Genomic DNA, 14,005 nt, shown 5'->3' on the forward strand with positions numbered 1-14,005 from the left:
CGAAATGAGTATATCCACCACGAGTATAAAAAGACCCGTTCTGGCAATTGTAATGAATCTGATGATCCTCCTTTTCGGGGTTATCGGGTACAATTTTCTGGGTGTAAGAGAGTTCCCGAATATTGACCCTACGGTAGTTTCTGTGCGTACCTCCTATCCTGGTGCCAACTCGGATATTATCGAGTCACAGATTACCGAACCCCTGGAAAAATCCATTAACGGGATTGACGGGATCAGAAACATGTCTTCTTCCAGTAACCAGGGAAGCAGTACAATTACCATAGAATTTAACCTGGGTAAAAATATTGAGGAAGCAGCGAATGATGTCCGTGATAAAGTTTCACAGGCCACGCGTAATTTGCCTAAAGATATTGACGGGAACCCGGTAGTGAGCAAGGCCGATGCCAATTCGGATGCGATCATAACCATGACTATCCAGAGTGATAAAAGAAATCAGCTGGAGCTAAGTGACTATGCAGAGAATGTAATTGCCGAGCGTATACAAACTATACCAGGCGTGAGCAGTGTGCAGATTCAGGGGCAGAAGAAATATGCTATGCGGATTCGTATTGATCCGAATAAACTGGCTGCCTTAGGCCTGACTTCGCAGGATATTGTCACCGCTCTTGATAATGAAAACGTAGAACTTCCTTCTGGAAAAATTACAGGTTCGAGTACAGAATTAACTGTAAAAACATTAGGTAAGTTAACGAATGAAAAACAGTTCAACGATCTGATTATTAGAAATGACGGCAATAATGTTATTCAATTGAAAGACGTTGGTTATGCAGAACTTGGTCCTGAAAATGAAGAAACTATTTTAAGGGACTCAGGTAAACCCATGGTTGCAGTAGCTCTTATTCCGCAACCGGGAGCAAATTACATGGATATTTCAACAGAATTTGAAAAGCGTTTTGCGAGGCTGAAAGATGATGTCCCTAAAGATATCAAACTGAATGTTTCTCTGGATAATACCAGGTTTATCAAAAACTCAGTAACAGAAGTTGCAGAAACGATTATCCTTTCGCTGGTGCTGGTTATTCTGATTATCTACTTGTTTTTCAGGGATTGGGCCATTGCCGTAAGACCTTTAATAGATATCCCTGTATCGCTGGTTTTCACTTTCTTTATCATGTATATTTTTGGCTTTTCCATCAATGTACTGAGTTTACTGGCTATAGTACTGGCAACAGGCCTGGTAGTGGATGATGGAATTGTGGTAACAGAGAATATTTTCAAGAAAGTAGAGGAAGGCTATTCTCCTTTTGAAGCTGCAATTAAAGGTTCCAATGAAATTTTCTTTGCTGTTATTTCCATTTCGGTTACACTGGCAGCAGTATTTTTACCTGTAGTATTCCTGCAGGGATTTGTGGGCCGGCTATTCAGGGAATTTGGAATTGTAATTGGTGCGGCAGTATTAATTTCGGCTTTTGTATCGCTTACTTTAACCCCGATGTTAAATGCTTACCTGATGAAAAAGACAGGTCACAAAAAATCGAGGTTTTATGAATGGTCTGAACCTTATTTTGTCAGACTGAATGATAATTATGCCGAAAACCTCAATAAGTTTCTGAACAAAAGATGGCTGGCGATCCCTATTATAGTAGCCTGTCTTGGTCTGATTGTCTTGTTCTGGAAGATCCTTCCTAAAGAAACTGCGCCTTATGATGATAGAAGTGCAATCAATATGAGCATCACAACTCCCGAGGGTGCATCTTATGATTACACGGATAAGTTCATGATGAAAATAGCCAAAATGGTCGAGGATTCTATTCCCGAAAAGAATGTAAACATCACCGTTACTTCTCCGGGATTTGGTGGAACAGGGGCTGTAAACAGTGGTTTTGTCAGAATAGGGCTTATTGATCCCGAATTGCGTGGCCGTTCACAGGAAGAGATAGCCGCTCAGCTTACGCGGATTACAAAAAAATATACCGAAGGAAAAGTATTGGTTACCCAGCAGCCAACGATATCAGTTGGCCGTCGTGGCGGCTTACCGATCAGCTATATTATCCAGGCACAGAATTTTGAAAAGCTCAGAGAAAAAGTACCTCAGTTTATGGACGAGGTAAGTAAAGATCCAACATTCACTGTTTCGGATGTCAACCTGAAATTTAATAAACCAGAAATCAATCTGACTATAGACAGGGACAAAGCCCGGAACCTTGGTGTATCGGTCTCCGCCATTGCGCAAACTTTACAGCTTGGGCTAAGTGGTCAGCGTTTCTCCTATTTCTTTATGAATGGTAAGCAATATCAGGTGATTGGACAATTCGATCGCGGTAACCGTAAAGATCCTCTGGATCTGAGTTCTGTGTATGTAAGAAGTGATAAAGGAGAGCTGATACAAATTGACAACCTGGTAAGTGCAAAAGAAGAAAGCAGTCCTCCGCAGTTGTATAGAAATAATCGTTTTACTGCAGCGACAATTTCTGCTGGTCTGGCTCCCGGAAAAAGTATAGGTGATGGTATAGCGGCAATGGACAAAATCAGGGACAAAATTTTAGATGAGACATTTTCTACAGACCTGAGTGGTGAGTCCAGAGATTTCCAGGAAAGCTCTTCGAATACCATGTTTGCTTTCGGGCTGGCTTTATTATTGGTATACCTGATTCTATCGGCACAGTTTGAGAGTTTCAAAGATCCTGTTATTATCATTATGACTGTACCTATGGCAGTAGCAGGTGCCTTTTTATCGTTATGGCTATTTGGACAAAGCTGGAACATTTTCAGTCAGATTGGTACAATCATGCTGATCGGTCTGGTTACCAAAAATGGTATTCTGATTGTAGAATTTGCTAACCAGCTTAAAGAGGATGGTAAGAGCGTACATGATGCGATCAGAGAAGCTTCAGTTTCACGTTTGAGACCCATCCTGATGACCAGTCTGGCTATTGCCATTGGTGCTTTACCAATTGCTATGGCACTGGGTGCTGCAGCAAAAAGCCGTATGGGTATGGGTGTTGTCATTGTCGGCGGAACCACTTTCTCATTAGTCCTTACCCTGTTCGTTATTCCTTCAATTTATTCTTACTGGTCTAAAGAGCACAAAACAAATACTGATTTACAAGAGTCCTTAAAAGCAGCATTGGCTGAAGAAAAAAATCCTTCGGCCTAAATAATTATACAGACAAATGAACAAGCATTTCTTTTATTTCTTAGCATTCCTGATTACCTGCTGTACACCAAGGTTAATAGCTCAGGATACGCTCAGCCTGGAGGACGCGATCAGTACTGCATTAAAGAACAACTATGATATCAGGCTGGTCAATAATGAAATACAAATTGCCAAAAACAACCTGAATGCAGGAAACGCAGGAATGCTGCCTGGGCTTGCAGGAACTTTCAGCAATGGGGGCAGCAGGCAGAATACGGTACAGAGCCCGGCAACGGGTCCGGAGAAAAAAACGACTGGTGCGCGCAGTACCAGTTTAAACTATGGAGTGGCCCTGGACTGGACTATTTTTGATGGGTTTCAGATGTTTGCTAATTATGATAAACTAAAGGAGCTACAAAAACAAGGCGAGGTTAATGGTAAACTAACGATATTGAATACAGTGTCTGATGTTGTATCGGCCTATTATGCACTGGTCAGACAGCAGCAACTCGTACTGGCAACAGACAGTGCGCTGAAAATCTCCAGGTTAAGGGTATCTATTGCAGATAATAAATTAAAAATTGGCCGCGGTTCCAGACTGGATGTGCTGAGTGCGAAAGTAGATTACAATACAGACACTACTTTATTTCTGCAACAGAAGAACATTCTGAATACTTCCAGGATAACGCTGAACCAATTAATGGCAAGAGATCTGAATATTGTATTTGCTGTGAATGAGAAACTCAATATGGAGAATGATCTGAAATTAGCAGATCTGGAATTGTCTATGCAGCGTTTGAACCCCGCTTTACAAAATGCCTTTATCAATAAGAAGATTGCCGAACTGAGTTTAAAACAGGTTAAAGGACAACGTTATCCTACGGTTGCCTTAAATAGTGGCTATGAGTTTTCAAGAAGTACCAGTCCAACAGGATTTAACCAAAAATTCAGGGCTAATGGTCTTACTTACGGGTTAACGGCGAGTCTGAATATTTTCAATGGTTTTTTGCAAAGACAGAATGAGCGTAATGCAAAAGTGCAGCTCAATTCTTCGGAGTTAAGTCTTGACAAGACGAAACAGGATGTCAGTGCATTGCTAAACACTACTTATCAAAATTACGTGACCAACCTGGATCTGCTTAAAGTGGAAACCGGGAATGTAGATCTGGCAAAACAAAACCTTGATATTACATTTGAAAAATATCGCCTTGGCAGTATCAGTCCGCTGGAATTGCGTGAGGCACAAAGAAATTCTATAAATGCCATTATTCGCTTTCTGGATGCACAATATCAGGCTAAACTAACAGAAATTAATTTAAAAGAGATTAGTGGTACTTTAAATGTTAAATAAGATTATTACTTTCGTTTATGATACTAGTAGCAGATAGCGGGTCTTCAAAGACAGACTGGCTTGGATATAAAGATGGCAAAACAATTAGTTTTAGCACGCAGGGCATCAATCCGTATTTTTTAAATGCGCAGGATATCTTCAAGATATTTTCTAAAATGAAGGTAACGGAGGAGTTTGCTGAGGATGTCAGGGAAATTTATTTTTATGGCTCCGGATGCTCTACTCCTGATAAACATGAGGTCATCTCTAATGGCTTATCTCTGTATTTTACCAAAGCTTTTATCAGTGTTGAGAATGATTTAATTGGTTGTGCTTACGCAACCTGTGGTGATGAGAAGGGATTAATCTGTATCCTTGGTACAGGATCTAATGTTTCTTATTTTGATGGGGTATCGACCTATGACAGTAATTATGGCTTAGGTTATATTCTGGGCGATGAGGGGTCAGGTACTACTTTCGGAAAGAAAATGGTTACTTCTTATCTTTATAAACAGATGCCTGAAGATTTACGCACCCTATTTGAAAAGGAGTTTAATACGGATAAGGAAACTATTATTACTAATGTTTATCAAAAACCTTTTCCAAATACTTATTTAGCGGGATTTAGCAGGTTTATGTATACGAACCGGGAACATCCTTTTATTAATCAAATACTGATTGATGGCTTCCAGGAATTTATTGATGTAAATATTAAGAATTTTAAGGATTATAAGACGCTTGATTGTCACTTTGTAGGATCTGTTGCCTATTATTATCAGGATACGCTGAAACAGGTGTGTGAGTTGAACGGATTGAAGATTGGCAGGATTATGCAGAAGCCGATTGAAGGGATATATAATTATATTCTGAAAAAAGAAGGGATTCTCTAGGGGTAAGTCTAGCTTCGCAAAAAAAACAAGATACCATGTTCGGTGGGCATTGCCTTCGCTTGAAGGAGCTCGGAACGCTATACCCTCACATTGGTATATTGTTTTTTTTTCAAAACTCTCCAATTGGCGTTCACCTGTGGGCTGGCGTGTTAACATGATGTGACTTTGAGAATTGTTAATATAGATTGCTGATGCGAGTATTCATATTCGTTTATGATCTGGCAACCCGAATTTAATGCTTCATAGTTACCCCATCTCCCGAACAGACAACATTAAGAATGCTCATAAACTTAATATTGATAATATCTCTATAACAGAATATGCACGATACCGGCAGTTAGACTAGTGAGCTCAGGCAAACGGTAATATGTTCAGTTCAATTCTAAACTCAGTGCGTTCTGAATTGGCCACACGTTTGATAAAACTGATCGACACACCATAAGGTCATGCGCATTAAAGCTACCTCCCAAAGGTGCTATTATCTTATAATTGCGTTAGATTAATTGATTAAAGCACTTCATGTAAAGATTGCTCTTTGCATCTTCACATAATTGATTCCCCCTTTAATAAATTCTTCGCCAACCTCAACCATTCCGAATTTCTTATAAAACGGTACTTTATCCAACCTTGCATTACACCAGACCCTGGCAATATTTTGCTGCTGTACTACCCCCATTAAATGCTCTAGTAATTTTGATCCATATCCCCGCCCCTGCATAAGATTATCCGTAGCAAACTTCCTGAACTGGGCCTCCTGTCCAAAAACAAAAAGGGACACTATTGACCTTAACTGCCCATCCTCAAAAAGCCCAAAATGTAGCCCATCTTTATCTTCTTCCAACTTCACATACTCAACAGGCTTATCCGGCCACATCACCCTGTGCCGTAAATCCCACGTTTTAGAAGCATCTATTTCCTTTATTATTATTCCCATTTATAAATAAACTGCAATTTCCCCTCATTATCCCTACTATTAATCATCTTATCAAATAATCTAAACCCCACCTGTCTCAATTCAGAAAACTAACTAACTAACTAACTAACTAACTAACTAACTAACTAACTAACTAACTAAAATCTCTTCCTTTTATAGAACCTAACCGCCTTCCTATCTTTCTTCCTCATCATATAATCTAACCTCTTTTTAAGCTTCTATATAACAATCCATATCAGCGCATCCTATTAACACGCCAACCAATAGACGCCCCCCAGTTGGAGAGTTTGGAAAAAAAAACGATATACCAATGTGAGGGTATAGCGTTCCGAGCTCCTTCAAGCGAAGGCAATGCCCACCGAACATGGTATGTTGTTTTTTTTGCGAAGCTAGACTTACCCCTCCCAGTAACACGCCAACCAATAGACGCCCCCCAGTTGGAGAGTTTGGAAAAAAAAACGATATACCAATGTGAGGGTATAGCGTTCCGAGCTCCTTCAAGCGAAGGCAATGCCCACCGAACATGGTATATCGTTTTTTTTGCGAAGCTAGACTTACCCCCCGAAGCCCCCTTAGTACACTGCTTTATGATTCACCACAATATCACAAACACTTACCTTACCTGCAGAAACCTCCACAGGATTCAACTCCCCTTTTCCATTAGACAAACTTGCGAAAAACTGACCGTCCTGTTCACCAGTAAACACCGAATACGTTCCCGCAGGCACTTTACACTGAAAAAAACCCTTTCCATCAGTTTTCACCTTTGCAATCAATGGCTGATGAATAGCTTTATACAAAGGGCCATTGCCCTCAGCCTGCGCACCCGTAGTAACTGCATAAATATAAACGGTACGCTGCGCCCCCTTACTGCTTCCCTGCTTTATACCAGGCCCTGGCATCATGTTCCCTTCCTGAACCGACACCCTTCCACTTATTCCTTCCACGATACTTTTTTCCTGGCCAGGATTTCTGGAAGCGCAAGAAAAAGCCAGTAATGTGATCACTGAACAAAAAATAGCTAAATAAAATTTCATCTGTATAAGTATTAAAGTTAAATTTGGTTACCTCAAAACGCAATTCATGCAATCCTTTGTGCATTATGATTAATTCTCTCAATTTACGAAAGTGTGGACTATTATCCATACTCCTTTGCACAAGTATAGCATTTTCTTCTGTTTCTTCTATCCAGGCCCAGGGAATTGTCACGCCAAATGTAACCAATACTACATTCCTGCGCAGCAATAGTGTTTCCTTAGCAAACATCGCCCAACAGCAAAGAATCACTGCTTTTTCTCAGGCGGCCAGAAAAGGATGGGTCATCACAAGAAAAGCTCCGGATGGAACCGTAATGAGATTACAACGTACCGATGATACTGGTTTACCAGTATACTATGTCACTAATAACAATACAGTGGCTGCTGCTACCACAAGAACCAATAAATTATATAGTGGAGGTGGCTTAGGCCTCGCACTCAGTGGGAGCAGTATTCCCGTTGGGAAAATAGCCATATGGGACGGAGACGGAGTTTTAACAAGCCATGTAGAGTTTGCCGGAGGAAGAGTTGAAATTAAAGATCAAACCACAACCACATCAGAACATTCTACGCATGTAGCCGGAACGATAATGGCCGCGGGGGTAAACCCTATTGCCAGAGGTATGGCTTTTGGACTGCCAAAACTTTATTCATTTGACTTTGACAATGACACGCCCGAAATGTCCGCAAATGCGGCCGGACTGCTCATCTCAAATCATTCTTATGGTGTAGTAGCAGGCTGGTCTTTAAATACAGATGTTAACCCTCAGCGCTGGGAATTCTACGCCTCACCGGGAGCAACCGAAGACTATAAATTTGGATATTATGACTCACAGTCTTCTGATTGGGATAAAATATGTTATAACGCACCCTATTATCTGCCGGTGAAATCTGCAGGCAATAACAGATCTTCTAACGGACCAGCCGTAGGAGCTCCTTATTATAGATTTAATGCAGATAAAGTGATGGCTGATGCTGGCAAACGCCCTGCTGGTCTGAGTGACAATGATAAATATGATAATATCGCAACTTATGGTACCGCAAAAAATATTCTGACCATTGGTGCAATTAACCCATTAGCGGACGGCCCTTATACACCTGACCGCATTCAGGTTACAACTTTCAGCAGCTGGGGACCAACCGATGACGGCAGGATTAAGCCCGATTTAGTAGCTGACGGTATTAGAGTAACCTCTACAAGTAATGCCGGAGATGATCGATATACAACACTTTCCGGAACCTCTATGGCTACACCTAATGTCAGTGGGTCACTGATTCTTCTGCAAGAGCTTTATAACAGCCGCAATAATGCCGGTTATATGCGCTCTGCTACCTTAAAGGCTGTAGCTATAGGTACAGCAGCCGAAGCTGGCACTGCACCAGGCCCCGATTATAGTTATGGCTGGGGCTTGTTAAATATGGAGGCTGCCGCACAGGCTATTCTGGATAACCAGCTTAAAAGTAAAATTGCCGAAAATATACTCACACAGGGTGAACAGCAATTTATTGAAGTTAAAGCGAAAGGTGGAGTACCGCTAACCGGAACGATCTGCTGGACTGACCCGGAAGCAACCCCTGTAAGTACTTTAGATGCATTAAACAATCCGGCCCCCAGATTAATGAATGACCTTGATTTAAGAGCAGTTCAGGAATCAACAACCTATTATCCATGGGTACTTAATCCGGCCAATCCATCAGCTCCAGCTACCAAAGGGGACAATACAAGGGATAATGTAGAACAGGTGAAAATTGATGAACCGGTTGCAGGAAAGACCTATAGGTTCAATGTATCTCACAAAGGGACACTCAAGCGTGGTGCACAGGCATATTCTATCCTGCTTACGGGAATAGATGCCGATGCCGGCTTTGTATCCAATAAGGTAAATAAAGATGATTTGAACATGGTAGTTTATCCCGTACCAGCCCGAAATGAAATCAATGTTAACTTCAATGTAGCCGATAATAATAATGTGAGCATCGAGCTGATCAATATATCAGGACAAAAACTTTATACAGAGAAGAAAAATGATTTCAAAGGGGTATACTATAGCCAGATCAATTTATCAGGCTATGCAAGCGGATTGTATTTTATGGTGATAAAAATCGGGCAGAACTCCTATACCAGGAAATTTGTCTGCGCGAAATAAGAAAAGGGCTTAAACTCTTTTTTCTATTTCGATTTGTATCAGCTTTGCTACCCACTCCAGCTTCTCCTTATCTTGCGGAGTAAACTCGCGGACCTTTTTATCAACAATACAAACTGCACCAATATTAAAACCTTCGGGGGTAGTAATGGGTACTGCAGCATAAAACCTAAGGCCAAATTCCCCTACAACCAGGGGATTGGACATCAGACACGGCTCAGCCAATGCATTTTCAAATACGGTGGCTTCACCTTTCAGAATCGCAAGTGAACACAAACTTGTACCCCGCTCAACTTCACTCCCAGAATCACCCTGCTGGTCTGCTTTAGTCCAGACATGATTCTTATCCACGAAATTGATCATCGCCAAAGGTACCTTAAGCATCGTTGCAGCAACCGCAGCCAGCTGATCAAAAATAGGTTCGGATTTGGTATATAGAATATTATACTTTTTTAAGTTCTCTAAGCGCGCCTCTTCATTCTGTGGAATTATATTCCTTCCAAAAGTATTCTCCAATTTGTTATTTTATTACTTGTATAACTTATACCCGCTAACCTATACAATTACCATACCCTTTTAAAATTTTTTATTAAAAAAAACATACACCAAACAGGAATACAACGTATACTGCCTGGTGTATGAACACGAAGAACTAATAGCTTAATTCAACAATTTTTCTTACATCATCCGGATTAAGGCTTTTACGCTCTCCTAAGCCCATCCATCCCCTTTCAGTAAATCGTTTTGCTATTTTTTCGGCAGTACCCTGATAATCACCAGTATACTCTGAAAGTTTAGTGTCAATTCCTAAAGAATGAAAAAAAGATTCTGTTTTAACAATGGCAAGTTCTGCCTTTTCGTCTGCTGTACCTTCCTGAATATTCCAGATACGCTCCGCATACTGGGCAAGTTTTTCCTTTTTATGCTCAAAATTATACCTGTAATGGCCGGGCACAATGATTGCTAAAGTACGGGCATGATCGATCCCGAATAGTGCGGTAAGCTCATGTCCGATTGCATGTACCGACCAGTCGGTAGGCACCCCCTTTTGAATCAACCCGTTTAAAGCCATTGTACAGCACCACATAAAATTAGCTGCAGCCTCATAATCTGCAGGATCTTTTTGTATCCTGGGTGCAATCTCTATCAGTGTCTGCATAATTCCTTCTGCAAACCTATCCTGCAGAAATGCCTGGGCAGGATAAGTCATATACTGTTCCAGTACATGGGTAAATGCATCTGTAATCCCATTCGCAAGCTGGCGCTGGGGCACAGATTTTACGACAAGCGGGTCAAGTATAGAAAATTCAGGGAATAATCCTGGTCCGCCCATTCCAAATTTTTCCTGGGTAGATGCACGTGTAATTACCGCTCCCGAATTCATTTCTGAACCCGTAGCCGGTAAAGTCAGCACTGTGCCAAAAGGCATACCTTTATCAGTTCTGATCTTATTTTTTAAAATATCCCAGGGTTCATCTCCCTGATACAGGGCGGCCGCAGAAAGGAACTTAGTACCATCTATGACAGAGCCACCGCCAACCGCAAGCAGATAAGTTATATTCTCTTTTTTGATCACATTTAGTGCCTCTATTAACACTTCATATTCCGGATTGGCAGGAATTCCACCAAATTCTATGACATCGAAACCTGCAAGCGCCGAAATCACCTGATCGTAAATACCGTTCGACCTGATACTTCCACCGCCATAAAGCAGTAAAACTTTTGCATTTGCCGGGATCTCCTGTGCAATTTTCACGATCTGACCTTTCCCGAAAATTATCTTTACCGGATTCTTAAATTCGAAATTCAACATATTCCTGAGCTTATTTATAAATGAAGAGCCTGTTCTGAAAATGACTCATTTTATCTTTAACGTTCTGCTTCTTCAAAGCGTATAAACTGCCATTTTGCCTTTGCATCCTTTTCAAAGAAAACTTTGTAACTATTGTCCGGAGGCAGCGTAAAATGAAAAGACAATGTCGTTTCCTGGCTATCTTTAGGTATAAAACTAGGCATTAAGGTATTAGCGATTGCTTCTATTTGATCTTTTAGCTGCATGTGTATTTTGTGAGTAATAAAGCAAAAGTATCAATTCTTTCTGCCAATCATGGCACTCTGTTTGTTCAGCATGTATTTTTTAATTTATGAATAGAATACTTGTTGTTGAAGACGATCCTGATTTATTGGAAGTCGTTCAAATGGTACTGGAAGAAAATAATTATAAGGTTTTCCCCCTGATGAACGGAAGACCAATATTTAAAATTATTGAAGAGTTCAGACCAGATATTATTTTAATGGATATCAGGCTCGACGGAATGGATGGAAGGGCAATTTTCAAAGAAATCCGGACCAGACCAGATACGGCTCATTTGCCTGTTGTCCTGACTTCGGGTGGTTTCTCTGAAGATTATATCATGAGAGAAAGTTTACTCGCAGATGCTTACCTGGAAAAACCATTTGAGATGGCTGTTATGCTCGAAAAATTACAGCTATTATTGAAAGAGCCTGCTTAAATCTAAAATTTAAGCAGGCTCTAAGCTATGATACAGGTCCTGAGCTTTTATTTTTTGGTGACCTTAAATTCTGTTCTCCTGTTCAGCTGACGGCCTTGTGGATTGTCTTTTCCACTTGGAAGCTGATTTGGTGCTATAGGTTTACTAAATCCATAACCTTTACTTGTCATCCTGCTGGCAGCAATACCTTTACCAACCAGGTAATCCACACACGACTTAGCCCTTCTTTCTGAAAGTTTCAGGTTATAAGCTGCCGTACCTATATTATCAGTATGTGCACTGAGTTCAATCTCCAAAGTTTCATTATCAACCAGTTTTTGGTAGAGTTTATCTAAAATAGCCTCTGATGCCGGGTTAAGCTGATAACTATTGAAATCGTATAGTATATTCTCCAATATGATTGGCTTATTAATTATAAAACCATCCAGACAGATTCTAGGATTAACAAGAGTATCTGATTTAGCCAGCTCATCATAATTATAAGTCAGTACTTTTTTGAAATACATATTTCTTTGAGCAATTAATTTCAGCTGACGGTTAGAGTTAATCCTGAATGAATATTTTCCATCCTCTGCAGTTGTAAATTTCATCTCCTGAGTAGAATCACTAAGCGTAACTACAGCACTATCCAGAGGCAAATTAGTTTTACAGTCTAAAATTGTTCCCTCAATAGTCATAAAGTCTTTTTTAACACGGAAGATTTCCAGACAACATACCGACTCTCTGTCCGAACTGATATAGCCTTCGCTATCCTCGCTATCTGATGGTGTAAAGTAAATATCATCCTTAGAAGAGTTAAATGGATATCCTACATTTCTTGGCTCAGACCAACTCCCGAAATCACCTGAACTTTCATAAAAATCAAGTCCTCCCATTCCTACCCTTCCATCACTGCTGAATAGCAATTTTTTAGTACGGGTATTATAATAGGCCGCTTCATCATTCTCTTTGGAATTGATTGCATTCCCCATATTTGAGGCCTCACTTAAAGTCCCGTCGCTACGAATCCTGCAATACCAAAGGTCAAATTTACCTAAACCTCCCGGCCTGTCCGAAGAGAATATCAGGTATTTACCATCCTTTGTCACGAAAGGCTGCATCGAGTTAAAACCTTCAATATTGACTTCGGTACCCAGCATTTTTGGTGCAGACCAGACATCTCCGTTACCTTTTGAAACATTGACCTGGTAGATTTTCTTATTCGCCGTGCCATTCCAGATTGTCAGATACATCACCCTTCCATTAGGGCTGAAAGCTGGTGCTGCAAACTCCTTCCCTTTCTCTGGTGTTCCCACTTTTTTAACCGTTGTTGATGCTCTTTGCGGATTACCGGAAGCCGAATAAATCGCATTCACGAAAGGGTTTTCTGATTTAACCACCTTAGTCTTCATCTTACTGTCCCGGATAGTCTCGGTTTTGTTACCCACAGCAACAGGTCTGGAAGAGGTGAAATAGAAATTATTATTCAGCAATAATGGTGCATAGTTAGAACCCTGATCATTGATCTGATTCAATAACTTACTAAATCTGTATAAACGCGGATAACGCATTTCATACAAGGCAAAATTACAGGACGCGATCTCAATTTTTGCCTTTTCCGTATAGCTGTCATTAGTTTTATACTTTGACAGGAAATCTTTGAAGGAAGTGATCGCATCATTAAATTTCTGATTGGAACGCTGACTTTCTCCGTAGTAAAATAAACTTAAAGTGTATTTAGGGTCGCTGAAATTCCTGGAAATGGCATACCAGGCTTCCGCTCCCCTAAAATCTTTATAAAGACGAAGTGAGTTGGCCAGCTGATATACGCAATATTCGTATTCAGCGCGTTTAGGGCTTTCTTTCTTCATTTTAACTTCAAAGGCATATGGCACTACAAAACCAGTAGTATCAGATGATATATTCAATGCTTTTTTATAGTACTCTGCTGCTGCGTAATAATCCTTATTCTGGAAATATACATCAGCTACTCTTTTATTATTTGTTACGTATTGAGCCTGTGCCCCTGTACTGAGTAAACAGATCAAAAGCAATAGTCTGAGAGGTTTCATATAAGTTGT

The 14,005-nt window shown here is 40.5% G+C and carries 11 protein-coding genes; 5 read left to right on the forward strand and 6 right to left on the reverse strand.

Annotation, left to right across the window (positions count from 1 at the left end):
* The first annotated feature begins 4 nt into the window (after positions 1-4).
* The 3 genes from HDE68_RS11595 to HDE68_RS11605 are packed head-to-tail and all read left to right on the forward strand — an operon-like array spanning position 5 to position 5,317.
* On the forward strand, positions 5-3,118 hold the full coding sequence (locus HDE68_RS11595; RefSeq protein WP_183882050.1) for an efflux RND transporter permease subunit: 3,114 nt from the start codon (positions 5-7) through the stop codon (positions 3,116-3,118).
* Between the two features lie 16 nt (positions 3,119-3,134).
* A complete protein-coding gene (locus HDE68_RS11600) occupies positions 3,135-4,448 on the forward strand; it encodes a TolC family protein (protein ID WP_183882052.1) in 1,314 nt (437 codons plus the stop codon).
* Between the two features lie 17 nt (positions 4,449-4,465).
* Positions 4,466-5,317, forward strand: a complete 852-nt coding sequence (locus tag HDE68_RS11605) for an N-acetylglucosamine kinase (protein WP_183882054.1) — start codon at positions 4,466-4,468, stop codon at positions 5,315-5,317.
* Between the two features lie 517 nt (positions 5,318-5,834).
* On the opposite strand, the gene HDE68_RS11610 is transcribed toward HDE68_RS11605, so the two are convergent.
* The gene (locus tag HDE68_RS11610) at positions 5,835-6,251 is read right to left on the reverse strand and encodes a GNAT family N-acetyltransferase (protein WP_183882057.1); all 417 of its coding nucleotides are present in this window, start codon (positions 6,249-6,251) and stop codon (positions 5,835-5,837) included.
* 572 nt (positions 6,252-6,823) lie between these two features.
* Positions 6,824-7,288 (reverse strand): carboxypeptidase regulatory-like domain-containing protein, encoded by a 465-nt coding sequence (locus HDE68_RS11615; protein WP_183882059.1) that lies wholly within the window; start codon positions 7,286-7,288, stop codon positions 6,824-6,826.
* Positions 7,289-7,353: 65 nt separating this feature from the next.
* Between HDE68_RS11615 and HDE68_RS11620 the strand changes: the two genes are divergently transcribed.
* Positions 7,354-9,435 (forward strand): S8/S53 family peptidase, encoded by a 2,082-nt coding sequence (locus HDE68_RS11620; RefSeq protein ID WP_183882061.1) that lies wholly within the window; start codon positions 7,354-7,356, stop codon positions 9,433-9,435.
* 9 nt (positions 9,436-9,444) lie between these two features.
* Here the strand turns inward: HDE68_RS11620 and HDE68_RS11625 are convergent, their stop codons facing one another.
* The 3 genes from HDE68_RS11625 to HDE68_RS11635 form a co-directional block, all read right to left on the reverse strand.
* Positions 9,445-9,948 carry a GAF domain-containing protein gene (locus tag HDE68_RS11625; protein WP_183882063.1) on the reverse strand — a complete coding sequence of 168 codons (504 nt, stop codon included), beginning with the start codon at positions 9,946-9,948 and terminating at the stop codon, positions 9,445-9,447.
* 136 nt (positions 9,949-10,084) lie between these two features.
* The gene (locus HDE68_RS11630) at positions 10,085-11,245 is read right to left on the reverse strand and encodes an iron-containing alcohol dehydrogenase (protein ID WP_183882065.1); all 1,161 of its coding nucleotides are present in this window, start codon (positions 11,243-11,245) and stop codon (positions 10,085-10,087) included.
* A 56-nt stretch (positions 11,246-11,301) separates the two neighbouring features.
* Positions 11,302-11,490, reverse strand: coding sequence for a hypothetical protein (locus HDE68_RS11635; RefSeq protein ID WP_183882067.1), 189 nt, complete (start codon positions 11,488-11,490; stop codon positions 11,302-11,304).
* Positions 11,491-11,576: 86 nt separating this feature from the next.
* Between HDE68_RS11635 and HDE68_RS11640 the strand changes: the two genes are divergently transcribed.
* Positions 11,577-11,945: a PleD family two-component system response regulator gene (locus HDE68_RS11640; protein WP_183882069.1), complete on the forward strand. Its 369-nt coding sequence runs from the start codon at positions 11,577-11,579 to the stop codon at positions 11,943-11,945.
* 47 nt (positions 11,946-11,992) lie between these two features.
* Here the strand turns inward: HDE68_RS11640 and HDE68_RS11645 are convergent, their stop codons facing one another.
* Positions 11,993-13,996 carry an OmpA family protein gene (locus tag HDE68_RS11645; protein ID WP_183882071.1) on the reverse strand — a complete coding sequence of 668 codons (2,004 nt, stop codon included), beginning with the start codon at positions 13,994-13,996 and terminating at the stop codon, positions 11,993-11,995.
* Positions 13,997-14,005 lie beyond the last annotated feature (9 nt).

The sequence above is a fragment of the Pedobacter cryoconitis genome, from assembly GCF_014200605.1.
In the GTDB taxonomy this organism is placed as follows: Bacteria; Bacteroidota; Bacteroidia; order Sphingobacteriales; family Sphingobacteriaceae; genus Pedobacter; species Pedobacter cryoconitis_B.